The 24,187-nt window shown below is 55.0% G+C and carries 19 protein-coding genes, 1 tRNA gene and 1 CRISPR repeat array (1 of these 21 only partly in view); of the genes, 11 read left to right on the top strand and 9 right to left on the bottom strand.

Translation table 11 applies throughout. From position 1 onward, the window contains the following. Positions 1–25: a CRISPR direct-repeat array (repeat unit 32 nt) (it extends 400 nt beyond the left edge of the window). 61 nt (positions 26–86) lie between these two features. Next, positions 87–767, bottom strand: a complete 681-nt coding sequence (locus tag BED41_RS16975) for a DUF1643 domain-containing protein (protein WP_066747648.1) — start codon at positions 765–767, stop codon at positions 87–89. Positions 768–949: 182 nt separating this feature from the next. On the opposite strand from BED41_RS16975, the gene BED41_RS13980 reads away from it, so the two are divergent. Together BED41_RS13980 and BED41_RS13975 are read left to right on the top strand one after the other, a co-directional pair. Continuing rightward, a complete protein-coding gene (locus BED41_RS13980; protein WP_066747645.1) occupies positions 950–1,771 on the top strand; it encodes an MBL fold metallo-hydrolase in 822 nt (273 codons plus the stop codon). 229 nt (positions 1,772–2,000) lie between these two features. Next, positions 2,001–3,419, top strand: a complete 1,419-nt coding sequence (locus BED41_RS13975; protein WP_066747642.1) for an MATE family efflux transporter — start codon at positions 2,001–2,003, stop codon at positions 3,417–3,419. A gap of 106 nt (positions 3,420–3,525) precedes the next feature. Here the strand turns inward: BED41_RS13975 and BED41_RS13970 are convergent, their stop codons facing one another. From BED41_RS13970 to BED41_RS13950, 5 genes are all read right to left on the bottom strand, one after another. Next, positions 3,526–5,715: an Ig-like domain-containing protein gene (locus BED41_RS13970; protein ID WP_066747639.1), complete on the bottom strand. Its 2,190-nt coding sequence runs from the start codon at positions 5,713–5,715 to the stop codon at positions 3,526–3,528. Between the two features lie 75 nt (positions 5,716–5,790). Beyond that, a complete protein-coding gene (locus tag BED41_RS13965) occupies positions 5,791–6,972 on the bottom strand; it encodes a hypothetical protein (RefSeq protein WP_066747636.1) in 1,182 nt (393 codons plus the stop codon). A gap of 236 nt (positions 6,973–7,208) precedes the next feature. Then, positions 7,209–8,609, bottom strand: coding sequence for a helix-turn-helix transcriptional regulator (locus BED41_RS13960; RefSeq protein WP_066747633.1), 1,401 nt, complete (start codon positions 8,607–8,609; stop codon positions 7,209–7,211). Between the two features lie 424 nt (positions 8,610–9,033). Continuing rightward, a complete protein-coding gene (locus BED41_RS13955; protein ID WP_066747630.1) occupies positions 9,034–9,915 on the bottom strand; it encodes an NAD(P)-dependent oxidoreductase in 882 nt (293 codons plus the stop codon). 26 nt (positions 9,916–9,941) lie between these two features. After that, the gene (locus BED41_RS13950; RefSeq protein ID WP_066747627.1) at positions 9,942–10,751 is read right to left on the bottom strand and encodes a mechanosensitive ion channel family protein; all 810 of its coding nucleotides are present in this window, start codon (positions 10,749–10,751) and stop codon (positions 9,942–9,944) included. 745 nt (positions 10,752–11,496) lie between these two features. Here BED41_RS13950 and BED41_RS13945 point away from each other — a divergent pair. The 9 genes from BED41_RS13945 to garR all read left to right on the top strand — a co-directional run bounded on the left by BED41_RS13945 (position 11,497) and on the right by garR (position 20,680). Beyond that, positions 11,497–12,198: a FadR/GntR family transcriptional regulator gene (locus tag BED41_RS13945; RefSeq protein ID WP_066747625.1), complete on the top strand. Its 702-nt coding sequence runs from the start codon at positions 11,497–11,499 to the stop codon at positions 12,196–12,198. A gap of 208 nt (positions 12,199–12,406) precedes the next feature. Then, complete coding sequence (locus BED41_RS13940) at positions 12,407–13,603, top strand: ABC transporter substrate-binding protein (RefSeq protein WP_066747623.1); 1,197 nt, start codon at positions 12,407–12,409, stop codon at positions 13,601–13,603. A 137-nt stretch (positions 13,604–13,740) separates the two neighbouring features. Beyond that, on the top strand, positions 13,741–14,625 hold the full coding sequence (locus BED41_RS13935; protein WP_066747620.1) for a branched-chain amino acid ABC transporter permease: 885 nt from the start codon (positions 13,741–13,743) through the stop codon (positions 14,623–14,625). A gap of 16 nt (positions 14,626–14,641) precedes the next feature. After that, positions 14,642–15,511 (top strand): branched-chain amino acid ABC transporter permease, encoded by an 870-nt coding sequence (locus BED41_RS13930; protein WP_066747617.1) that lies wholly within the window; start codon positions 14,642–14,644, stop codon positions 15,509–15,511. Continuing rightward, positions 15,504–16,289 (top strand): ABC transporter ATP-binding protein, encoded by a 786-nt coding sequence (locus tag BED41_RS13925; RefSeq protein ID WP_066747614.1) that lies wholly within the window; start codon positions 15,504–15,506, stop codon positions 16,287–16,289. The genes BED41_RS13930 and BED41_RS13925 overlap by 8 nt, the downstream gene beginning before the upstream one ends. Beyond that, positions 16,286–17,023, top strand: a complete 738-nt coding sequence (locus BED41_RS13920; RefSeq protein ID WP_066747612.1) for an ABC transporter ATP-binding protein — start codon at positions 16,286–16,288, stop codon at positions 17,021–17,023. The genes BED41_RS13925 and BED41_RS13920 overlap by 4 nt, the downstream gene beginning before the upstream one ends. Positions 17,024–17,110: 87 nt before the next feature. Then, positions 17,111–18,529, top strand: coding sequence for a Sapep family Mn(2+)-dependent dipeptidase (locus tag BED41_RS13915; RefSeq protein WP_084002485.1), 1,419 nt, complete (start codon positions 17,111–17,113; stop codon positions 18,527–18,529). Positions 18,530–18,691: 162 nt separating this feature from the next. Continuing rightward, complete coding sequence (locus tag BED41_RS13910) at positions 18,692–19,723, top strand: D-2-hydroxyacid dehydrogenase (protein ID WP_084002576.1); 1,032 nt, start codon at positions 18,692–18,694, stop codon at positions 19,721–19,723. A 60-nt stretch (positions 19,724–19,783) separates the two neighbouring features. Continuing rightward, entirely contained in the window at positions 19,784–20,680 is an 897-nt protein-coding gene (garR, locus tag BED41_RS13905) for a 2-hydroxy-3-oxopropionate reductase (protein ID WP_066747606.1), read from the top strand. Positions 20,681–20,870: 190 nt separating this feature from the next. Here the strand turns inward: garR and BED41_RS13900 are convergent. The 3 genes from BED41_RS13900 to gad form a co-directional block, all read right to left on the bottom strand. Continuing rightward, a tRNA-Asn gene (locus tag BED41_RS13900) sits at positions 20,871–20,946 on the bottom strand. Between the two features lie 199 nt (positions 20,947–21,145). After that, on the bottom strand, positions 21,146–22,651 hold the full coding sequence (gadC, locus tag BED41_RS13895) for a glutamine/gamma-aminobutyrate antiporter GadC (RefSeq protein WP_066747598.1): 1,506 nt from the start codon (positions 22,649–22,651) through the stop codon (positions 21,146–21,148). Positions 22,652–22,755: 104 nt separating this feature from the next. After that, positions 22,756–24,147, bottom strand: a complete 1,392-nt coding sequence (gad, locus tag BED41_RS13890) for a glutamate decarboxylase (protein ID WP_066747595.1) — start codon at positions 24,145–24,147, stop codon at positions 22,756–22,758. Positions 24,148–24,187: the final 40 nt, after the last annotated feature.

The following is a 24,187-nucleotide window of genomic DNA, read 5'->3' as shown; positions in this document are numbered from 1 at the left end:
CCTCCGCGGGCACGGTAGTTGAAACTGGCAGGGCGTCGTTCGACAAGAGCCGCCTGAAGTCGTGCCCTCCGCGGGGTCATCCGTCATTAATCTGCTTTAAACGGCACCAGCGGCGCGCCGACGGGGGTGTAGAGGACATATTTGGGAGAGCCGTCCTCGTTTTGAGAGGCGCAGACCAGGGGTTTCTTTGAACTCCGCAGGAGCGCGGCGGTCTCTTTCAGCCGCTGGCGCTCATCCGGCTCTTTGTGCTCTCCCCAGCCGCAGTATACCTTGGTGACGCGTGGATTTTTCAGCGCCGCCGCGACGAAGTCCAGGTTGTTCTTCAAGGTCATCAGTCGGCGGTAATATTCGCCGCCGGTATTGATGTCGCCCGCGGTGAATATTTGCAGATAGGCCATATTGTCTCCCGCCGCTCCCGGCTCCGAGAGCAGCCGCTCATTCCCCGTGCTGCGCAGCGCCCAGATATCGGTGATTATCATGCCGCCGAAGCCGTGTCTTTCTGCGATATCAAGGCACCTTCTTGTGGAGTTGTCGTCGTAGGCGGCGTTGGCGGAGCTGGGGTTCATGAGAACGAAGAGTAGGAGCGGGGAATCCTGCCGTCCCCATTGCCTTTCAAGGTACGGACGCCAGAGAAACGCCTCATAATCGTTATCTTCTTTGCTTGTGAGCGGTTTCCCGTCTGCTCCGAAGATACAGACGGAAGAGACGCCTGCCGGCACCGGATGAAGCACCGGCGACAGTCTTCTTTTATCATTAAAGTCAAACATATTTCATCCACCTCTCTTTTTGACCATAATATATTTCGCAAGGAGCGGCAATAACGGCAAAATAGGCAGCTTTGCCGTTATTTTTCACTATTTTGCTTATAAGCGGGACAGCGGCTGCTGTCGGTGTTATATTATAATTGCCGTGAGGTTGGGACATCATTTTGAATTGAGGGGGCGGTTAAATGCTTGATCTTAGCATACTTACCGATAACAACACGCTCATAGACCGATATTATTTGGGGGAGCCGGGGCTCTCCTTTTGGATAGACTGCGGCGATAAAAAATTTCTCTTTGACACGGGGTACTCCGATGTCTTTATCCGCAACGCGGCGTGGATGGGGATCGACCTGACGCTGATGGACGGGCTTGTTTACTCCCACGGGCACAACGACCACACCTGGGGAACGCATTCGCTTGTCTCGCTCTTTGACCGCCGGGAACTTTCGCGCCGTCCGCAGCTGACGGCACACCCGCTGGTCTTTGAGAATAAGACGCACGGAGGTCTCACCATCGGGACGATGATGGGGGCGGAGGCGCTGGGACGTTACTTTGATCTTGCCCTCTCGGCTGAACCGCGCGAGCTTGCCCCAGGTTTGTGGTGGCTGGGAGAGATACCGGAGGCGGTGGCGCCGCGGCGGGCTGTCGGCAAGATAATAGATTCCGACGGCGAGCGCGACGATTATTGCCTTGACGATTCCGCCCTTGCCTACGCAGGGCCGGAGGGATTGGTTATTGTCACCGGCTGTTCGCACTCCGGCATCTGCAACATCATCGAATGGGCGGGCGAGGTCACGGGAGAACGGCGCATCGCCGATGTCGTGGGCGGTTTTCATATGCTGTCCAGTTCGCCAGAAGAGCTGGCGGCGGTCATCGCCTACATGAAGTCGGCGGGGGTGACACGGCTCCATCCCTGTCACTGTACGGATTTTGCCGCGAAGGCGGCACTCTCGCGAGAGTTTTGCGTCGCGGAGTGCGGCGTCGGACTGCGGATCAGCTACAGATAACCGTTTCCGGCTCCGCCATAAGGACGATGTTTATACGGGCGTTTTCCGCCGCGTATGGCGGAGCCGGTCTTCGGTTCAATTACAGATGACGCGAAGGGGGTAAAAAGCGATACTGAGACTGGCGGCGGAGCCGGTCTGAAATAGTAATATGATAATTAAAGGCCGTGTGTCCCGGCCGTCGTATGGGATTTTTGACATATATCTTTAAGAATAAAAGAGGAACATACGAATGTTAGGACATCAATCATCAGCGGCGCTCGGCAAGGAGGAACAGCGTAGGCGAATGCTCAGCGAACCCGTGGGGAGACTCATCCTCTCCCTTGGCGGACCGACGACGGTTATCATGACCGTCACCACCCTTTACCTCATATCAAACGTGTACTTTGTCTCAAAGCTGGGAACCAGTGCAAACGCTGCCACCAGCGTTGTTTTTGTCATCTTCGCCTTTTTTAACGCCGTTGGCTACACCTTTGGCCGCGGCGCGGAGAGTAAGATAGAGATAAGCCTCAGCTCGGGCGACGACACCGAGGCGAGCCGCTTTGCCTCCACCTCCTTTTTTACCGTTATCTTTATCGGCATAGTGACGGCCGTCCTTGGCATTAAGTATGTCGTGGGACTTATGCGGCTTCTCGGCGCGACGGAGAGCATCCTTCCCTACGCCGTCGACTATTCGCGCCACGTGCTCTTCAGCGCTCCCTTTGCCTGTTCGGCCTTTGTCATGAACAACATTCTGCGCGCCGAGGGTAAGGCGGCCTATTCGATGCGGGGGCTGCTCTGCGGCTCTCTGCTTAATATAGTTCTGACCCCGGTGCTGATATTTTCTCTGAAGATGGGTATCGCGGGAGCCGGTGTCGCGATGCTTGTGAGCCAGTTTGTTAGCTTCGTGATCCTCTATGAATACTTCCTGCGCGGCAAGAGTATTACGAAACTGAGGCTTACCAGCATATCGCGCGACCCGCGCGAATACTACGATATATTCAGGATCGGCAGCCCCTCCCTCACGCGGCAGGGATTTTCCAGCCTCTCCACGGCGGCGCTCAATTACGCCGCCGGGCCCTACGGCGACGCGGCGATCGCGGCGATGTCCGTCGTTTCGCGCGTCGTCATGTTCCTATTCGCCATCGTTACTGGCATAACGCAGGGCTTTTTACCCGTGGCGGCCTACAATTACGGGGCGAAGCAGTACGCGCGTATCCGCGAGGGCTTCTGGTTCACGATAAAGATTGGCTCGCTCTGCATGATCGCCATTTCGGTCCTCACATATATCTTCGCGCGGGAGATCGTCACCGTATTCAGCTACGGAGACGCGGCGATCATCGGCGTAGGCACCTTTACCCTCCGCTGTCAGGCGGCGGTATTCATCCTCCAGCCGATATTCATCATCACGGAGATGATGATGCAGGAGCTCGGTTTCGCGGCGCGCGCCTCGGTGCTGGCCTCGCTGCGGCAGGGAATATTTTTTATGCCGATGCTGGTAATATTGCCGGCCTTCATGGGAGTGGACGGCGTCGCGGTCAGCCAGGCGGCCGCCAACGTCCTGACCTTCTTTGCAACGCTGCCCTTCGTCTGCAGCTTTATGAAGCTGCTCGACACTAAAGAAAAGGCGATGCCGGATTCCACGGAAACGACGGCGTCAGCCAAAAACTGATCCGGCGTTTTAAGCTTCGCTTTAGGTGCCTGTGCGTTTTCGCGTGAAAAACAACAGAGGGGCTGGGAGTGGCTCCTTTGCGTTCAAATGATGATTGCCGCATAGTTTACTTTTTATTCTTTCTGAGTTGGAGGCAGAACGCGCCGAGACAGATGAGGAGGCTCCACGGGGCCGCGCCGCAGCCGCCTGAACCCGCCGTAGTGTCTGTATCTATCACTGTTACCATGCATTCGGCGCTGAATTTGCCCGCCCTGGCCGTTATTACCGCCGTGCCGGGGGCGTGCGCCGTCACCTTGCCGTCAGCCACGCTCGCGGCCTCCGGGCTGCCGCTCGCCCAAATGACGGCGTCCGTCGAATCAGCGGGCGTGACCGTCGCTGCGAGTGTCAGCGTTTCGCCCTTTCTCAGCGACGCCGCGCTCTTGTCTAGCGTGATGCCGGCGGCGGGTATCCTTTCGACGACATTTATCCCCGCAGAGAACACGATTTCATGCGGTGTCTCCGAAGGGCCGAATTCAGGATCGGAGAGATTGCTGGGGCAGAATTTTACCCTGACGGACATTTCGGCGCTGCCGAGGGATTTCCCGCTCACGGCGACGACGGCGCTTTTGATCGCGGCAGCCGCGATATTGTCAGGCGTGACGGCGGCGGAGAGTTCCATGACGTGCGAACCGAATGGCGCGCCTGTGCCGGGGAACAGCTCAAGCGTGAAGTCGGTCGTGCCGTTTTGCGCCACTGTCGCCGAGGCGGGGGTGAGCAGGCAGGCGGTGACGATTCTTTGCTGCTGTTCGGAGGTGAAGGAACGCGCTCCGGCTGTAGTCTCCGCGTCGCCCGCGGCGCGCTGCGCAGAGGTGTCCAGCCAGGCGCATTCTGTAATGTTTCCCTCGTCATCCTGTGGATCATGAGCTTTATTATATCCGGTTATACCGCCCATGTATGTGCTGAATGATTCCACATTTCCGGCCGATGTGCATCTTCTTATCGTGCCGCTGTTTCCGCGGTTGGCGCCGGCGACGCCTCCCGCCGCTATCCAGTTTTGACTGTCGCCGGAGCCGGACAGGAAGATATCTCCAAAGTTCGCGCAGTCCTCTATCAACAGGAAGTTTATGGCCGCGATGCCGCCAGCGTAACTTTCGTTGTCGATGTACGATGAGGTTATCGTGCCGCTGTTGACGCAATTGGAAATCACGGTTCCATAGTCACCGCCGAGCCGTCCTGTGATGCCGCCTACGGGGGCGTTGGGGCCGCTTATGTTTCCCGTATTGCGGCAATTGAGTATTTTAGTGATGCCGTCGGTGCCGCCCACGATGCCGCCTACGCCTGAACCGGAGCCGTCGCCCTCCAAAGTGACGCTGCCGCTGTTTACGCAGCCGTCAATGGATGAGGTTGCATCCGTCCTGCTGTCGGTCTCAGCGGCAATGCCGCCTACTGCGCTGTTGCCTCTGCCTTTTACGGGGCCGCGGTTTATGCAATTTTTTAACGTATAGCTATTGGCCGTTACGGCGATGCCTCCCGCCGTCGCTCTGCCTTTTACTTTTCCTATAATTTCGCCGCTGTTTTCGCAGCCTTCGATGACAGCTTTTTCGGCCTGATATAAGCCGTCGGGGAAGTAGCCGCCATTTTCGCAGCTGATGCCGGCGGCCGCTCCTCCCTCTACGCGCGCGTTGTTGAGGCAGGAGGATATGCGCCCGTAGTTTCTTGCGGCGATGCCGGCGCAGTAGCTATTTTCACCGACAGATTCCATTATGAGAGTGCCGGTCACGGCGGCGCGGTTCTCACATCTTTCGATAACGCCGCGGTTGATATCGGCGACGCCGGCCAGATATACGTAATCTCCCGCAATCGCAATCGAGCCGGTGACTGTAATGTTCTTCACAACGCCCGACACGCCGATGTATCCGAAGAGGGCGGCGGAAGTTCCCGTTCCCGAGATCGTCAGATTCTTTATGGTATTGCCGCCGCCGTCAAGGGTTCCCTCAAAGGCCTTTACAGGCGTTGTGCTGAAATCTCCAATCGGCCTCCACTGGCGGCCGCTCAGGTCGATGTCGCCGGATAGGGTTATGGTCTTGCCTTCGAAGTCGCAGGAGGCGGCGTTTACGAGCGCGGCGAGTCCCGCGAACTCTTCCGCTGTGGATATTGCGTAGCTTGCGGCAGTGGGGGCATCGTCATACCATTTTGTGTCGGCGGCGCCCTCCCAGGCCGCTGAGGGGAGGCAAAAGACGAGCAGGAGCATCGCGCACGCCAGGGGCAAGTGGAGGCCTTTGATTATATCGTTAAAGAGAAAATCTCCTTTTCTCATTTTCTACCACCCTTTCGTCATATTAAGAATAAGAAAAGGGCCGGGAGAGGCCCCTTTAGCTTTATACGCCGCGGATTATTTTTTGCGCCGTCTGAGGCAGAGGTATGCCGCGCCTATGGCGAGGAGGCTCCATGGGGCCGCGCTGCAGCCGCCGGAGCTGCCGCCGGATTCGGGCGTGGGCGCGCTCTTTTGCTTCACGTCCCCTATGATGGGGATAGCATAGCTGAAATATTTCTTATAGCCGGTGACGGTGAAGGCGAGGGCCCCTGTCTCCGCGTCATACCGCGCGGGGAAGGCCGTCAGACGGTGGTTCGGAGCTGTCTCTCCATTGACGATAAATACATAGGGGCTATCGGCGAAGGTTCCCTTAAAGCCCTCTATCCTGAGATGGAAGGTTATATCTCCGTCTGCGGCGGTATTTCCATCGTACTCGATAGTGATGCCGACGGCGGTGAGGACCGATAGTGAGACGAGTTCGTCCTTCTTAAACCCTTGCGGCCAGTCTATCGAATCAAGTGTGTCGTTGGTGCTGATGTATCTTTTGATCATGTTGCTCCATCTGCCAAGTTCGCGGGGAGTTATACTCGCCGTGGTAATGCCCGCAGGCAGCGGTTCGTCAACGTTGACGTCGATAGAGGCGACGGGATACTCATAATAGTCTTTACTGATGACGACGGGCTTCACTGGGTCGGGAGGCGTGGGGCTGGAACCACCTTTGACTAGGACTATGACATATTGTGAAGCATCGGCTTCCCAAGTCATCGGGGTTTCCAGCTCCAGCTTTATCGTTTGCCCATCGATAGCGGTTTTCTTGCTTGTCGCCGCTTTGGTGAAGAACGCCTTATTGGTAGCGGTATCATAGCGGTCTTTTACTATGTAAGCGATAAAGGTACCGTTTTTTATGGAGTCTGGAATTGCTCCGGCTGCTTTTATTTCGAAAAGACTGATTGATGTTCCGGCTGTAATACCATAGCCATTCCATGCAGAATATACGTCGGCGTTATCGCCTATTGCGGTTCTGAAAGAGGCGCCGTCCATATATTCGTTTCCGTTGATATAATCCGTAATTGATTCGTTCTCGCCGCTGTCATTCTTTGATAATGGTCCAGAGCCAGAGAGTTCTGTCCCGTTATAATAGACGGTGCCAGGTACCTCCTGATAGTTATCAGTGCTTGGCGCCGCCAGCACTGATGTCGTGAAGAGCATCGTCAGAGCCATTGCCAAGATGACCGCGCGGATAAAACCTTTTGTTTTCATCGCTTTCACTCTCCTTCTTCAGATTCGGTGCCGCAGCCTGCCGCCGCGCCAACCTGTCTAAATTATTAAAGGCTCAGAGTGTTTTTGTATAGGCCGTCTGGCCGTCAATAGCTGTCGGTCAGCCGTCAAAAAATGACGTCTGACCGCCAAAACCATACAGTCAGATATTTTGCCGATATTAATATAATATATATGTCTGTGCTATGATCGGGAGCCGGAGTGTGACGGGCAGCGAGCTATTCTTTGCTGTCGCCCCTGTTTTCGTAGTAGATACGAATGAGCGCAAGACGCGAGTCTGCTCCCGTCTTGTCGTATATCACCTTAATGGAGCGTTGAAGCGCCCTCTCAGATATGGACATCTGTACGGCGAGCTCTTTGATATTTTCGCTGCTCATTATTATGATTTTGGCGAGTTCACTTTCTCTCTCAGTGAGGCCAAATCTCTCAGCGAAGGAGGCGTCGTCCAGCTTTTCCGACGGGACTTTGGCGCGCGAACAGTCTAATTTTCCGTTGATGTAAAAGATTACCAGAACCGCAAGCGAGAGGGTGAGGCTTATCAATGTGAGCAGATGGTGGCTGGCGCAGCGGAATAGCATTGTGCCGGGAATGGCGATGAATCCGATGGTGAGGGAACGCACGATGCGTCCCATGCCGGCCCAGAGGGCGGGGTTATCAGTATCGGGCGCTATATCCATGAAAGCTGTCGTGAAATAGACCACCGCGAAGCCGCCAAGGAAATACAGTGTGGAGAGGCTTATCACATAGCCGTAGGAGCCCTCGAAGAAGGACGTGATCACCACCGAAAGGAGCAGGATACAGGTCGTCGCGACAGGCATGTAGAACCGTTTTTTGATATCGGCGATATATCCCGCCATGACCAGCGATACGGCGTAGAATAGCCGCGGGTATGCAGAGAGGACCACTTCGCCGCTGGCGTGGAGGGACGTTAGTATTCCGTCGCTTATTCCCATAACGATAGACATAATGGCAGTGATGGCGATAAGTACACGGCACTCTTTCACACAGGACAGAGTTCGGCACATTTTGCTGTCGGCCGTCGCGCAGGAAGCCAGTTTTGCCTCTCTTCCGCGCAGTATCAGGAACATCACTGTAAAGGCGGCTGTGATGGCCGCGAACAGCGAGAAATCCGTGGTAGTGAAATTTTGCACTATATACTGTATGATGATTGAGGCGCATATGGCGCAGCCTATGGTGATGCCGCCGTAGGGACTGCTCCTCATTTCCATTGCCATGGCATAGTGGACGAACGCGCCTATGTATCCTACGGCGGTCATGTAGATGGCTACGAGTAGCATGAAGAAAAAGGGCGGCCCATTGAATATGATAGCTCCAAACGAAAGCAGGGCCATCGCGCCGGCCGCGAGCAATATGAAGCCCCGTGCCCTTTCTCCGTGGATGAGAGCGCGGCTGAACGGCAGGAGAAGGTATCCAACGGCGGTAAATATCAATCCTACAGTGTAGACAGAGACGACCTTCTCCACTCCTATAGCGATAGCGCCCTTACTCTGGCATATAAGCTCGGATAGGAGGAATACAAACATATATAGAGCATAGTATGTCCCACAGGTGACCGCCGTGTTTATATCCGCATGCCGTGCCGCGATATTTTTATCCATTTTCTGCCATCAACTCAGTTCGCGTAGTTTATCATATATTTATCTGTTTAAATTGATAAAATGTATTCAGCAAGCTGATAGGTACGTATACTTTATTAAAAATTATAACAAACCGAAAGGTTATTTCCAACTGCAACAATAATGTTTAATAGCAGTTATAGAGCTGATTATCTGCCATGTAGCTATACTCAGAGTATGACTGAGTACGGCTAATGTAAATGTTTTGAGCAAACGTTTTTTAGAAAATATAGGGGCAGGAGATCGCAGTCGGAGGTCATTGTGATGCTGACTCAGGTTTTGAAGATACTGGAAGTGGTGGTGCGATAAAGCCCGTAATCGCCTATTTTTTCATGCCGGACAAAAGTTTTTTACATGACAAAGCCCCGCGCCTAGGCGGGGCTTGTGACCTTTTATCTCTTATTTTTTATTCCTCTTCCGGATCGTAGAGGCAGTAGAGCGCCTGGGTGCCGCTGTCTTCGTATCCGCCCTCGGCAAGCTCTTCGTAAAGCTCACGGGTGACGGTGAGGGCCGGGAGATCAAGCTCCATTTCGTTCGCCGCCTCTTCGGCGAGCTTCATATCCTTTATGTAGTGCTTGACGAAGAAACCGGGGGCGAAGTCTCCTTTTAGGATGCGCGGACCGTAATTCTTGAGGCTCCAGGTGGCCGCGGAGCCGCCGCCGACGGCTTCGATAAATTCGTTCAGGTCGAGGCCGCAGGATTTGGCGAAGGCGAGGGCCTCGCACATGCCGGTCATGGTTCCCGCGATGACGATCTGGTTGCCGAGCTTCGCGTTCTGCCCGTCGCCCGCGCCGCCCATGTGTTTGATGGTACGTCCCATTATCTCAAAATATGGCAGGACCTTTTCAAAGTCCTCTTTATCTCCGCCGGCGAAGATGGTGAGGGTCGCTTCGCGCGCCCCCCTGTCGCCGCCTGTGACGGGGGCGTCGAGGATGCCGATGCCGCGCTTCTTGCCCGCCGCGTAGATCTTTCTCGCGAGCTTTGGGCTGGAGGTGGTCATATCTACGAGTACCGCCCCGCTCCTGGCGTTTTCCACGAGTCCTCTTTTGCTGAGGTAAACCTCTTCAACGTCCCTGGGAAAGCCGACGATGGTGAAGACGACGTCGCATTTCGCGGCGATGTCGGCGGGGGTATCCTCCCAGACGGCGCCTCTTTCGACCAGAGGCAAAGCCCTCTCTTTGGTGCGGTTATAGACATGCACCTCATGGCCTGCCTCAAGCAGATGTCCGGCCATGCTGGCTCCCATTACGCCCGTGCCGATGAAACCGAGGATTTTTTTATCCGACATGTTACCACTCCCGTAAGTAAATTATTTTAATCTTTGACCATGTGCACGTTAACGTGCGGATAACTCATTTTGACGCCGTGCCTGGCGTATGACTCAGAGACCGCCTCTATTATATCGTAGTACAGGTCCCAATAATCATCGGTACCGCACCAAACGCGGACTGTATATTCGATGACGGAGTCCTTATAGGCGCTGGCGCGTACAAAGGGAGCGGGATCGGCGTAAACTTTGGGGAATTTTTCCACGGCCTCCCGTATCGCGAGTTTGACCGTCTCTATGGGGCAGTTGTAGCCGGCGGAAAAGACGAGGTCGATGCGGCGTTTCCCCTCGTTGGTATAGTTCACGATCTTTGAGGAGGATACTTCGCTGTTGGGAATGTAGATTATCTTGTTGTCGGGGGTGGATATCTTGGTATGTATGAAGCCGATCTCGCGCACGGTACCGCCGACGCCGCCAACTTCGACGTAGTCGCCTGCTTTGAAGGGTTTGACGGAGAGCAGCATGACGCCGCTGGAGAGGTTTGAAAGCACGCCCTGCAGTGAGAGGGAGATGGCCAAGCCAGCGACGCTCAGGATGGCGACGAAGGAGGTTATCTGTATCCCCAGAGCTCCCGCGACGGTCATGAAGACGATGAAGTAGAGGGTGAGCCTTATCAGCGTGAGAATGAACTTGTGCAGAGTCTTTTCGATGCTGGATTTTTCCAGCGCCTTTGTCAGCGCTCTCATGACGATCTTGACGACGGCCATTCCGCCCAGGAGATAGAGCAGCGCCGGCAGCAGCGAGGCGAGCGTCACCTTTTCCAATATTGCCGGAAGTCCTTCGAGGTTTATGTTCATTTCCTGATCTTTCCTTTCTTATCTTCGGAGACTTGTAAACAGGTATTATTCTACCCAGTCCGATTAGCTTTGACAACGCGATATTATCCACTCGGAGAGCGAACATTTACAGATTATATCTTGGAGCATCTATTTTGGGGCAGTAAAAAGCCGTAAATACTCCTATATGTTCATATATACATCTATTTTGCGGTTAATTCCCTGTTTCACTTTATATTTTAGGGAATATTTGTCTAAGCATGCCTATATTTATCACTTTGTTGACAATATACCAGTTTTTCTAAAAAACTTACAAGTTTATAAGGGAATTGACCCTATTTTGCTTGACAATGTTCTATTATTAACTATAATGAGATTATCAAGTCAGACATATGATGTAAATACATATTATGTATTAACTGAAATCAGACACAAGAAACATCGATATCTACTATGAAAAAATAATATGGTAAATCGATAATTCCGGTATTTGGCCGTCTTTTGAGTTTGAAGGAGCGCAATCCCCTTTGGATTGTTATATTGACGGCGCGTCCGCGGTTATGTTTCTTACGTTTAGCCCAACTTATGGTTTATGTTTCTCTCCTGTCTGTTATCCGAAAAAACCGCGAGTTATCATCATGCTGAAGAAAATAATCGGTTTGCTGTCTTTTTAACGTTATTGCAGGCGTTTTTATGTGCAAATTTTTAGCTTATACCGTATTATTTGAATAGGCAATTTATTCCAATAATGAAAGGACGATCGTCTGTGAAGGATATATTTTCCAAACAGGACTCTACCAAAAAGCCCGCGATTATCGTCCGCAGGATTCTTGACCTGATTGAAGACGGTGAACTGATGCCCGGGGAGAAGCTGCCCAACGAATTGGAGATCGTCAGACAATCGGACATTAGCCGCGCCTCCGTGCGCGAGGCGTTGTCTGCCCTTGAGATCATGGGCATGATCAAGCGCGTTCCTGGCGAGGGTACGTATATCAGTGAACGCGCCTCTGCGGGTAAATATCCCCCGAAGAACATCCTCGAAAAATTCCTTGAAGACACGGAAAAGGTTGGCGGCTCATTTGAAGCCCTTGAGGCAAGAATGGCGATCGAGCCCTCCGTTACCGCCATGGCGGCCCGCAGAGCCGAGCCGGAACAGATCGAGAGAATGGAGACGCTGCTGGAGTCCTCCGGTGTCGCCCTGGAGGAGCATGACGTCAAGCTCTTTCTTGACATCGACCGGGATTTTCATATCGCGGTGGCGGAGGCGACTAACAACGAAACGCTGATATCCATAAGCAACGACCTCCTGAAGAGGGCGGACGTCCATATGTGGCGGCGCTATAAGGAGGACCTCCGGCTTCTTGAGAAGACGGTGGAGGCTCATAGGTTTATTTTAAACGCTATCAAAGAAAGGAATCCTACAAAGGCGTCGTTTTACTCCGAAAAGCATCTGGCGCGCTGCGTATAACGAGCGCCGCACTTAACACAAGAGGAGGGTGGATGCCCAAATAGTAACTGCATGAAGGGATGAACGTCATGCCTAAAAGGCATGAGGCAGATGTTTTGTTGCCTCAGAACGCTAAGACGAAGCTCTTTTTAGAGCCTCGTACTGTTGTTGTAGTGAGCCGAAGCAGTTAGTCGCTCTCTAGTGTGCGTATTTTTAAGGAGGTACTGTAATGAAGAAGAGATTTTTTGCGTTAATGATCATCATGCTGGCCGTAACGATGCTTGGCGGTCTCAGCTCTGCCGAGGCGGCGATGTCCGACAGATGGAGCGGGGATACGATCAAGATCGGCTATCTGGCCAACCTTACCGGTTCGGGAGCGTACACGGATATTCCGCCAAAGCTGGCGATAGAGGACTACATCAAAGAGGTCAACGCGAAGGGCGGCTGGCTTGGCAAGAAGCTGGAGCTTATCTCCTATGACGCCGGACGCGACGCGCTGACGGAATCGGTGACGGCCGTCAACAAGATGATCCAGCAGGACAAGGTCATCGCCATCGTCGGTCCCACCGGCAGCCGTTATGCGATACCTATCGTACAGCTCTGCAACGAATCGAAGACCCCCTGCATCACGATAGGGGCGACGAACGCCAAAGTCACGGTGAACGAGGACACCGGCGCCGTCCATCCCTATATGTTCAGAGTCTCATTCGCCGACTCCTACCAGGGGAGCGCGATGGCTAACTTTGCCTTTAAGGAACTTGGAATCAAAGAGGTGGCGACGATCGCCGGCGTAGACGACCTTTATGCGCAGGGCATCCTGAAGTATTTCACCGATGAATTTAAGCGGCTGGGCGGCAAGATTGTCAACGCGCAGTCTTATCAGACAAGCGACGTGGAGTTCCGCGCGCAGCTTTCGGCGATCGACAACAGCGGCGCCAAGGTGCTTTATTCCCCGGCGTGCGAATATAAATATGCCACGCTGATCGCCAAGCAGGCGGAGCAGCTGGGACTTGAGTTCACCTATCTCTTCCCGGACGGCGTCTACGCGCCGGAGCTGATGGAGACCGCCGGTCCCCAGGTTGAGGGCGCCTATCTTTCCACGCCGATGACCGACGACGCCCCTGAATATGCGGACTATAAAAAGGCCTTTGACGCGAGACATAAAAAGACCGGATATAAGGCCAATATCTACGCCTACTACGGCATGGACGGCATTATGCTCCTCGAGTGGGCTGTGAAAAAGACAAAGAGCTTCGACGGTGAGGTACTCAAAAAAGCTCTTGAGAGCGCAAAGAACGTTCCTCTGTTCACTGAGTCGTTCACCATCGATCCCAAGACCCACAATCCTCTGAATAAGAGCGTCACGATTCTTCAGATAAAAGACAGCAAGTATCATCACCTTAAGACGTTTAAGCCCACCAAATAAATGTCGCCGTTTCAAAACTTGAAGCTGTCGGAATAAGGGCGGCCCGCGCTGTCCCGGAGTCTGCAGAAATTCTGTGGTAAGCGGGGGCGGATGAAGATCCTCCCCGCTTTATCCTACAAACGGAGTTGAATAAAATAATGTCGACGCTTTTTATACAACAGCTTGTAACGGGATTTTCCATCGGCGCTATCTACGCGCTTCTCGCGGTCGGTTATGCGCTGATATACAGTATTTTTAAGTTTACCAACTTTGCCTTCGGCGCGATTATGATGTGTTCCGCATACGGCGCGTATTTTGTCGTCAAGAATCTGGGGATGACCTCTCTCGCCGCCGGCCTCTGCGGCGCCATCATAATAGGTATTATTATCTCTATAATTACTGAGCTGGTAGCCTATCGCTCGCTGCGCAGGCTGAAGGCCTCGCGTCTTTTTCTGATGATCTCCGCGATGGGCGTCAATATATTGCTCCAAAACCTGATGACGATATGGATGAGCGCAAATTTGAGGAGTCTGAACATCTCGCTGCCATTCAGAGTCCTGGCCGTTGGAAAAATCAAGATCGGCTCAATCGATATCCTGTCGCTGTTGGTCTCTCTGGCCGCGCTTGCCGTATTGTGGATCTTTATTGAGAGGACGAAATACGGGATCGCGATCAGGGCGAGCGCGCACGATACCGATACGGCCGGACTTATGGGCATCAACGTAAATAAGGTCTCGCTGATAGTGTTCGCGATTTCGGGAATCACCGCCGCGATCGCCGGTACCTTTACAGGGATGAAGTACGCGGTCTATCCCACGCTGGGCGCCATTTCCAGCAAAGCGTTTATTTCGAGCGTCATCGGCGGGCTGGGCAGCCTGCCGGGAGCGGTGCTGGGCGGTTTCATTCTCGGCGTACTGGAGACGATAATCTCCGGATATATCTCTTCCGCGTACCGCGACCTCTTCTCGTTTGGAATCTTGATTGTCGTGCTGGTCTTCCTCCCGAACGGAATTCTCGGGACCGACACCAGTGACAAACTGTAAGGAAGGTGAGTAGAGCATGTATATTTCTTCCCTCATGATCTTCGCCTGCGTAAACATAATCGCCGTCGCCGGACTGGTCCTGCTCACCGGATATACCGGCATCTTTTCCATCGGGCACGCCGGGTTTCTGGCGGTTGGGGGATATGCGGCCGTCATACTGTTCAAGCATTTCGGCGTTCCCTTCCTGCCCGCCCTTCTCTGCGGGGGAATCTGCGCGGTGATCGTGAGCGTGATTATTGGTTACCCGGCCCTGCGGAATAAGATGGCTGGCGACGCCTTTGCCATCGTCATGCTGGGCTTCGTCGCGGTAGTCCGCATCACCATTTCCAATATATACCCGTTTTTTGAGGGGGCCCACGGCATCTCCGATATACCGCGGCTGACCACGATATGGACCGTGCTTCCCATAACTGTGATAATGGTCTGGCTCATGAGAAATTTTTTGAAATCTCACTATGGAAAAAACTGTATCGCCATCAACCAGCAGGAGCTGGCCGCTGAAATGGTAGGGGTCGACACCGTTAAGGCGAAGCTGATCGCTCTGATGATAAGCGCCTTTTACGGAGGTATCTCCGGCGGGCTCTTTTCATTCTTCGCGACCTATATCGCCCCCACCACCTTTGCGGAGGCAAAATCCGACGATCTGCTGGCCGCGGTTGTTCTGGGCGGTATGTGCAGCCTCTCCGGGCCGATACTGGCGACGGTCTTTCTCGTTATTCTTCCTGAGGTCCTGCGCTTCCTGGTGCTCTGGCGCCTTGTCTTCTACGGCGCGGCCTTCGTTATCATCATGCAGTTCAAGCCCGAAGGCCTTATGGGATATCGGGAGATCTCCTTTAAATGGCTGGAAGATCTGTTTAAAAGGACAGGGGTGAAGACGAATGACTAGTCAGACGCCGATACTTGACGTCAGCCATATGAGTATCGCCTTTGGCGGACTGCGCGCGTTAGAGGATGTCAGCGTACAGGTAAACGAAAATGAGTTTGTGGGGCTTATCGGGCCGAACGGCGCGGGAAAGACGACCTTCTTTAACTCTATCACCGGCTATATAAGGCCTTCGGAGGGCAAGATCCTCTTTAACGGGGAAAATCTGGTGCGCAAGCCGCCCTCTAAGATCGCTAACTACGGCATCAGCAGGACCTTTCAGAATATCCGCCTCTTTCCCAAGATGACCGTACTTGATAATGTTTCCATCCCGATGCACAGCACGCCGAAGTATTCTGTGTGGGCGGCGATGCTGGGCCTTCCGTCGGTAAAACGAGTTCAGATCGATACCGAGAAGCGCGCGTTGGAATTTCTTTCGATAATGGGGCTCGTGGAACATAAGGACCGCCAGGCGGGCACGCTGCCCTACGGCCTGCAGCGCCGCCTTGAGATCGCGCGCGCTCTGGCGGCCTCTCCGAAGCTGCTTTTGCTCGACGAGCCGGCGGCGGGGATGAATAACGACGAGTGCAACGAGCTGATAGAGCTTCTGCGCGGCATTTACAAGACCTTCAACCTGACCGTCGTGATGATTGAACACCATATAGACATCGTGATGAAGCTATGTTCGCGGATCTATGTACTGAACCTGGGCAAGGTCCTGGCGGAGGGAACGCCGAAGCAGATCCAGACAGATCCCCAGGTCATCAAGGCCTATTTGGGAGAACGGAGGCGTAAAGCGTGAGCAAGTTCTTAGAGGTCGATTCGCTAAACGTATACTACGGCGGCATTCACGCCCTGCAGGACGTCTCTCTCTATATTGATGAGGGGGAGATCGTCTCCGTGGTCGGCGCCAACGGCGCGGGTAAGTCCACGCTCTTACGGGCCATCGCCGGAGATAAGGCGATAAAGTCGGGAACAGTTACATTCTGTGGGGAGCGTCTCCCCCATACCGCCTACGAGACGATGGCTAAGGGTATTTCGCTCGTTCCCGAGGGGCGGCGTATCTTCCCCAATCTGACGGTCAAAGAAAACCTTATTGTGAGCACCTTCAGCCGTAAGGACCCTAAAGAGTCGATAGAGAGAGACTTTGAAGAGGTGCTGGCGCTGTTCCCGCGGCTCAGGGAGCGCCTGAAACAGAGGGGCGGCACCCTCTCCGGCGGCGAGCAGCAGATGCTTGCCGTAGGGCGCGCGCTTATGGCCCATCCGAAGCTGCTTTGTATGGACGAACCCTCTTTGGGGCTCGCGCCGATCATCGTCGATGAACTCTTTGAAAAGATACTGCAGCTGAACAGGGAGAGGGGGCAGACGATCATGATCGTCGAACAAAACGCCTTTTTGGCCCTTGAGGTGGCCAACCGCGCCTATGTCATTAAGACCGGCAGCATTACCCGCGAGGGTACCGGCGCGGCGCTTCTCAATGACCCGTCCATACAGCAGGAATATTTGGGCATTCAGCAGCTGGCAGAGGATGAATAGCGTCTCCGCGCGGTTTATGGCGGTATTTCTGGGATAGATCAAAACTGTTCGGATATTCGAGCGGGTTATCAAAAGAAAGAGGGGACCATGATGGAAAAAAAGCAACTGCTCCAGGAAATCGAGGCTTTCGTTGAGAAAAATGAAAAAGACATCTTAAACGATATGGCCGAGCTGGTATCGAAGCGCAGCGTAAAGGGACCGGCGGAAGAGGGCGCTCCCTTTGGCCGCGGTCCGAGAAACGCCCTCGATTCCGCCATGGCGATTGCCGAACGCCTCGGTTTCGCGGTCAACGACGGCGACGGTTATGTGGGCTGGGCCGACCTTCCGGGAAAGCATGAAGAACACATAGGCGTTATCGCCCACGTCGACGTCGTTCCCGAGGGCGAGGGCTGGAGCTCCGATCCCTATGTTTTGACTGAGAAAGATGGCTGGCTGATCGGGCGCGGTATCAGCGACAACAAGGGTGCGGTGATACTCTCGCTCTACGCGGCGGCGTTCCTCGCGCGTTCCGGCAGACCCCTCAACTATGGAATCCGCGTAATGATGGGCTGCGACGAAGAGTGCGGCATGCACGACGTCCCCTACTATCTCGAGCGCAACCCGGAGCCGATCTTCTGCTTCACCCCCGATGTGGACTTTCCCGTCAGCATCGGTGAAAAGGGCATGTATGCCGGCGGCGTATTCTCCTCCGCGCCGGTCTTTACCAGCATTTCATCCTTCGCGGCCGGCAACGCGAGCAATTCCATCCCGGGCCGGGCCTCCTGCGTGGTCCACGCTCCCGGAAAGAGCTTCAAGGAGACGAAGGGAATCACCGTTACCCCCAAAGAGGACGGTTTGTTTTTAGTAGAGGCCCAGGGTATCGGCGGCCATGCGGCGCACCCGGACGGCAAACATAACGCTATTGGCATCCTGACCGATTTCCTGCTCGACAACGGCATCGGCGACGCCGACGAGAGACAGTTCTTAGAGCTGCTGCATAAAATCCATTCCAACGCCTACGGCGAGGGGCTGGGGATCGCCTGCACCGGCAAACTGCTGGGGCAGCTGACCAGCATCGGCGGCATCATCTCGCAGGAGGGCGGCGTCGTGCGCCAGGATATGAACATCCGTTATCCTGAGTGCGTCAGCGGCGAAGAGCTCAAAAAAGCCCTCTCCAAGGTGGCCGCCGCCCACAACGCACAGTTTGGCGGAGGAGAGATCCTGGAGCCATTCTATATCTCGCCGGATTCGCCCGCGATAAAGGTGCTGCTCTCAGCCTACACGGAGATAACGGGACATCCGGCCGAGGCCTATACCATGTTCGGCGGCACATATGCCAGACGCTTCAAAAACGCCGTGGGATTCGGCCCCGGAGATGATTACACTCCGCGCCCCTCATTCGTCGCCTCGGACCACGCGCCGAACGAAGCCTCATATATCCCCTCTCTCAAAGAGGCGCTTAAGGTTTACATACTGGCGCTCTGTCAGCTGCAGGATTTGGCCGCCGAGGAATTAAGGGGACGCTGAGCGGCGTCTCCGTCATACGGGCCGTCCGAGAGGGCAGGTATACGCGGCGCAATAGTGAGCGCCGCGGCAGATGGCTCCATACCCGCGTTCAGCGAATATAAATTACAGACAGACAAAAGCGCCCGCTTTGCCGGGCGAAACAAAAACAGGGAGGTCTTTACAATGTACGAAGGAAAGATCCATATTCACATCGAAAACAGCCGCAGTTCGTCTCCGATATTTATCGCCACAGAGGGGCATGTAAAGGCTCTTCTGAAGAAGAACGCCGATATAGTGGACAAGATTCATATAACCCTCGGCAGCAGCGTCGTGGACCCGGTGGAGCAGTGGACGGAAGAAGATCTCAAAGAATATTACGACTATATGAAGACGGCGGATATAATGGTTGGCTTCTGTTTCCCGACGAAAGACATGGCCTCCTACGCTCCAAACCTGCGCTGGATACACTTCATCAGCGCCGGTATTGAGCACGCAACCCCGTTTGACTGGGTGCCGGAGGGCGTGACCATCATAAACAACAGGGGCGTGCATCTGCCGAAATCGGGAGAATCCTTCGCGATGTTCCTGGCGATGCTCAACGCGCAGATGCCCTGCCTGGCTACTGCGCAGCGCAACGGCAAGTGGGACCGCATCTTCACCTCGGTGATCAAGGGGAAAAAACTCGTCATCTTCGGCGCTGGCAGCCAGGGCGGCGAAATCGCCAGACAGGCGCACAGAATGGGCCTCCGCGTGATCGCGATCGACCCCTATGTGAAGGAACATCCCTGCTGTGAGGCGGTATACGGAATCGACAGGCTGAAAGAAGAGCTGGCCGACGCCGATTTCCTGGCCATCGCCGCGCCGGCGACGGAGGAGACGCGCGGATTCTTCAACGAAGAGGTGCTGGGCTGGCTGCCGAAGCACGCGGGGCTGATGAACATCTCGCGCGGCGCGCTTCTCGACCACGACGCGCTCGACCGCAAACTGCGGAACGGCGAACTCTGCTGCGCGATCCTCGACGTCTTCGAGCCGGAGCCGCTGCCCGCCGATTCCATCCTCTGGAAGACGCCGAACCTGACCATTACGCCGCATGTCTCGTCCGATGACGTGATAAACTACATGCCGCTCACCTTAGACCTCACAATCGAAAACGTGCGCAATGAGCTGGCCGGTCGTCCGCTGAAAAACATCGTCGATATCAAAAAGGAATTTTAGTGCGCGGGGCGTCAGCCGCGCAGCGGAACAAAAACCGTCATTAATTCTGGAGGGATGTAAATGAGCAAAATTGGCTTCATCGGACTGGGAATCATGGGGGTGCCGATGGCAAAAAACCTGATTGCCGCGGGTTACTCCCTGGTCGTCTACGATATTGCGGAGGCCTCGGTCGAAAAACTCGTATCGGCGGGAGCGGAGCGCGGCTGTTCGCCGGCGGATGTCGCCGCGAAGGCGGGAGAGGTCATCATCACCATGCTGCCCAACTCGCCGCAGGTGAGCGAGGTCGTGCTGGGGGATAACGGCATCATCCACGGCTGCCGCGGGGGACAGGTTGTGGTCGACATGAGTTCGATCGCGCCGCTTGTCAGCCGTTCGCTGGGCGGCGCCCTCGCTGAACGCGGGGTGGAGATGCTTGACGCGCCGGTCAGCGGCGGGCAGGAAAAGGCCGAAAAGGGCACCCTGGCGATCATGGTCGGCGGCAAAAGCGAGGTCTTCGAGCGTGTTAAAGATATCCTCTCCAAAATGGGGGCCAGTGTCTCGCTTGTCGGTGAGCTCGGCGCGGGGCAGATCACAAAGCTTGTTAACCAGATGATCGTTGGAATAAATATCGCCGCCGTCGCCGAGGGTATGAGCCTCGCCAAGAGATGCGGCGTCGAGCCCCGCCGGGTCTTCGAGGCGATCCGCAAGGGACTCGCGGGGAGCCAGTGTCTGGAGGATAAGGCCCCGAGAATGTTTGAGGGGCGCTACGACCCCGGCTTCCGCATCGCTCTGCACATCAAGGATTACTGGAACGTGCTGGAGACAAGCCGCTCCATCGGCAGCTCCGCCCCCCTATCGGCGCAGGTTGCCGAGATGATGATCGCGCTGGCCGGCGAGGGAAACGACACCCTGGACCACGGCGCGCTGGGCCTCTACTATGAAAAACTCAACGGCGTGAGCCTCAGGGAGCGGGAATAGAGAATAGTCGCCCGCGGCGGCACCGCAGGCGGTGAAAATAAGTTATTGGCGGAGGCGCGCCCTCTTCACAAAAGAGGCTCGTCTCCGCCGTTTGTTTGAAATGCCGGGCAGAAAGCCGTTCGTAAATGGAATACAGGCTTATAAAAAATGGCATCCCGTACCCTGCGGTACAGAATGCCATACTATCGGCTGGCTCCTCGACGAGGACTCGAACCTCGAACCTAGTGGTTAACAGCCACCCGCGCTGCCGATTGCGCCATCGAGGAATATCAGGTCGAAAACTCGACAGGGGATATTATAGCACGCCAATGATTTTTGGCAACCCCCTAAAAACCCGTATCGGTGACGAATTCCGTTGGCTTTCGCGGAGAACGTCCGGCGCGATGCAAATAAAAACGGCGGCGGTCGGGGCTATCTCATCCCTGCCGCCGTGCCGTATGTTGTTTTGACGCCTGACCGATGGATTTATTTCTTTGACGTCTCAGCGGGAGCATAGGTTTCTTTCTGCCAGCTGAATGGCTCAAAGGAGTCCGAGCCCTCGGCTGTCTTCCAGCTCTCTTTGCGGGAGTGATAGATGAGAAGGGGCACGCCGACCGCGAGAAGGTTGCCGATTACGAGCAGGCCTACCCATTCCGTCGGGCTGCCGACAGGAATCTGTCCGGGCGGTATGAAGCCGACGAGGAAGGCCGCGAAGGCGCTGATGAGCCCTACGCCGCCGACGAGCCACATACCGAGCTCACCGCCGGGCACCTTGAAGGGGCGGGGGGTGTTCGGCTCTTTGATGCGCAGCTTAATGAAGGCCGCGAACATCAGCATGTACATGATAAGGTACATCGTGACGGTAAGGGCCGAAAGTATCTGATAGGCCGCCTGCACCGAGGGGAGCAGCACGAAGATGACGGAGAGTATGGTGACGATCGCCGACTGGAAATAGAGAATGTTCACCTGCACTCCGTGCTTGTTGGTCCTCTGAAGGATGGGCGGCAGATATCCCGCTTTACCGACGGCGAGGATACCTTTGCTTGGTCCCGCGATCCAGGTATTGACTCCCGCGAAGACTCCGAGGGCGAGGCAGATCGAGACGACCGGCGAGAGCCACTCGAGGCCGAAGGCCTGGAAGAGGTTGCGGTAAGCGACAAGCAGGCTCTGCGTGAGGTTGATATCCTTCTGCGGGATGACAAAACCGATCGCCAGCGTTCCGAAGACGAATATGGCTACCGTGATGCCCGCGGAGATGAGTATCGCGAGAGGGTAGTTTTTCTCGGGGTTGTCAACTTCGTTGACATGGACCGCCGAGACCTCCATTCCCGCGTAAAAGAGGAATATGCTCACCGCGAGAGAGAGATTGCTGAAGTTTCCCAAATCGGGAATCAGGTCGCTGGCATGCAGCGGCATATAGATCGTATGTCCCGTCACGTAGTAGAGTATGCCGAGAATGATGAGGATCGCCGCCGGAATGACGGTGCCGATGAGGGTCCCCCATTTGCTTATCGCTCCCGAGAGTGACATCCCCCTGAAATTCATCAGCGTCGAGCCCCAGTAGAAGACAAGGACGATCGCCAGGGTGTACATTTTATTTGCCGCTAGGGCCGAGTCGCTGCTGGGGTCCATTCCGATGTATGCCACGGAGACCGCGGCAAATGTTAAGACGGTCGGGAACCATATTGTATTCTGCATCCACTGGAGGAAAATAGCAACAAAGCCGAACCTGCCGCCAAATGCCTCTCCGACCCATCTGAACACGCCGCCCTTCTGCGGCCACGCGGTCGCCATCTCCGCCGCGGCGAGCGCTACGGGGATTAGGAAAAATACCGCCGCGAATATATAGTAGAATACGGACGAAAGGCCGTATTCCGCCTCTGCCGGGAGACCGCGCAGACTGACTATCGCGGCCACGTTCATCATCGCCAGCGTAAAGACACCGATCGTTCCGCTCTTTGAGCCGGATGACGGTTTATTTTCAGTACTCATTATGACCTTCTCCTTTCAAAAATTTTTCTGATAAATATTCCGAAAAAGCCGGATTGACCGGCCTTTTCGGAAAAGTATTGTGTTTGTTTGCCGTTATTTCCTGTTTATGAGTGTTTAAAGTTTCCGGTCTCAGCTTCCGTAAGAGGTTTTGCGACGGGATGAGCCTTGAAATATTCAAGCGCCCTCTTCATATCTTCGACGAGGAGCGAGGCCATATCGATGTTGAAGCCCTTCCTGACGAGGATACGCTGAACGACGATGTTCTGCGCGTCCGCTGGGAGCGAATAGGCGGGAACCTGCCAGCCCCTTGAGCGGAGCTTGTCGGCGAGGTCGTAGAGCGAGAATCCGGGTTTCACGTCGTCGCGGAATTTCCAAGTACAGCCGGGAACGCCGCCCTCTCCGTCATAGACCATCTCGAAGATGCCGAACTTCATGATCTCGTTCGCGAGATACTGGCCGGTCTCGGCGCATTCCTGCTGAATCTTCGTGTAGCCCTCTTTGCCGAGGCGGATGAAGTTGTAATACTGGCTGACGATCTGTCCCGCGGGGCGTGAGAAGTTGAGGGCGAAGGTCGGCATGTTGCCGCCAAGGTAGTTGACATAGAAGATGAGCTCTTCGGGGAGGTCGGACACCTCTCTCCACATTACCCAGCCCACACCGAGGGGCGACAGACCAAATTTGTGTCCGGAGGCGTTGATCGATTTTACACGCTCAATGCGGAAGTCCCAGACCAGGTCGCGGTGGATGAAGGGGGCGATGAAGCCGCCGCTCGCGCCGTCAACGTGGATGGGGATATCAAGTCCGGTCTCCTGCTGGAGCTTGTCGAGAGCCGCCGCTATCTGTTTGACCGGTTCGTACTGGAGCGTGAAGGTCAGTCCGAGCGTGGGGACGACGCAGATGGTGTTTTCGTCGACATACTTGACTACCTCTTCCGGCGTCATGCAGTATTTGCCGGGCTTCATTGGGATCTGGCGCTGTTCGATATCCCAGTAGCGGGCGAACTTATCCCAGCAGATCTGTACCGCGCCGGTGACGATGTTCGGCTTGTCCGTGGGTTTTCCCTGCGCCTTGCGCTTCTTGCGCCAGCGCCAGAGCGCCGCGAGTCCGCCGAGCATTGCCGCCTCGGATGATCCGGTCGTCGAGGTGCCGATGGTGTTGGCCTCTTCCGGTGAATTCCAAAGGTTGCCGAGCATACGGACGCAGCGCGCCTCAAGTTCGGCCGTCTGAGGATATTCGTCCTTGTCGATCATGTTCTTGTCGATACATTCGTCCATGAGCTTATGGGTCTCGTCGTCGAGCCAGGTCTGGCAGAATGTGGCAAGGTTCTGTGAAGCGTTGCCGTCGAGTACGAGTTCGTTATGGATCGCCTGATAGGCATCCTGCGGATTCATCTCCGCCTCTGGGAACGCGTCCTTGGGCAGCAGGCTGCTCATTGCCGCTGAGCCGAATGTCGGGTCAATGGCTCTGTGTTCATATTCCTTCTGGTAAAGTGACATTTTAAAAATCCCTCCTGTTAAATGTCGTCTGACACAAATG

Source organism: Cloacibacillus porcorum, assembly GCF_001701045.1.
GTDB classification, from domain to species: domain Bacteria; phylum Synergistota; class Synergistia; order Synergistales; family Synergistaceae; genus Cloacibacillus; species Cloacibacillus porcorum.
This window is presented reverse-complemented; position numbering and strand designations above follow the sequence as displayed.

Bases quoted from the DNA above. Each gene is read 5' to 3' on its own strand.
- BED41_RS16975 (WP_066747648.1), bottom strand. From the start codon at position 767: ATGTTTGACTTTAATGATAAAAGAAGACTGTCGCCGGTGCTTCATCCG.
- BED41_RS13980 (WP_066747645.1), top strand. From the start codon at position 950: ATGCTTGATCTTAGCATACTTACCGATAACAACACGCTCATAGACCGA.
- BED41_RS13975 (WP_066747642.1), top strand. From the start codon at position 2,001: ATGTTAGGACATCAATCATCAGCGGCGCTCGGCAAGGAGGAACAGCGT.
- BED41_RS13970 (WP_066747639.1), bottom strand. From the start codon at position 5,715: ATGAGAAAAGGAGATTTTCTCTTTAACGATATAATCAAAGGCCTCCAC.
- BED41_RS13965 (WP_066747636.1), bottom strand. From the start codon at position 6,972: ATGAAAACAAAAGGTTTTATCCGCGCGGTCATCTTGGCAATGGCTCTG.
- BED41_RS13960 (WP_066747633.1), bottom strand. From the start codon at position 8,609: ATGGATAAAAATATCGCGGCACGGCATGCGGATATAAACACGGCGGTC.
- BED41_RS13955 (WP_066747630.1), bottom strand. From the start codon at position 9,915: ATGTCGGATAAAAAAATCCTCGGTTTCATCGGCACGGGCGTAATGGGA.
- BED41_RS13950 (WP_066747627.1), bottom strand. From the start codon at position 10,751: ATGAACATAAACCTCGAAGGACTTCCGGCAATATTGGAAAAGGTGACG.
- BED41_RS13940 (WP_066747623.1), top strand. From the start codon at position 12,407: ATGAAGAAGAGATTTTTTGCGTTAATGATCATCATGCTGGCCGTAACG.
- BED41_RS13935 (WP_066747620.1), top strand. From the start codon at position 13,741: ATGTCGACGCTTTTTATACAACAGCTTGTAACGGGATTTTCCATCGGC.
- BED41_RS13930 (WP_066747617.1), top strand. From the start codon at position 14,642: ATGTATATTTCTTCCCTCATGATCTTCGCCTGCGTAAACATAATCGCC.
- BED41_RS13925 (WP_066747614.1), top strand. From the start codon at position 15,504: ATGACTAGTCAGACGCCGATACTTGACGTCAGCCATATGAGTATCGCC.
- BED41_RS13915 (WP_084002485.1), top strand. From the start codon at position 17,111: ATGATGGAAAAAAAGCAACTGCTCCAGGAAATCGAGGCTTTCGTTGAG.
- BED41_RS13910 (WP_084002576.1), top strand. From the start codon at position 18,692: ATGTACGAAGGAAAGATCCATATTCACATCGAAAACAGCCGCAGTTCG.
- garR (WP_066747606.1), top strand. From the start codon at position 19,784: ATGAGCAAAATTGGCTTCATCGGACTGGGAATCATGGGGGTGCCGATG.
- gadC (WP_066747598.1), bottom strand. From the start codon at position 22,651: ATGAGTACTGAAAATAAACCGTCATCCGGCTCAAAGAGCGGAACGATC.
- gad (WP_066747595.1), bottom strand. From the start codon at position 24,147: ATGTCACTTTACCAGAAGGAATATGAACACAGAGCCATTGACCCGACA.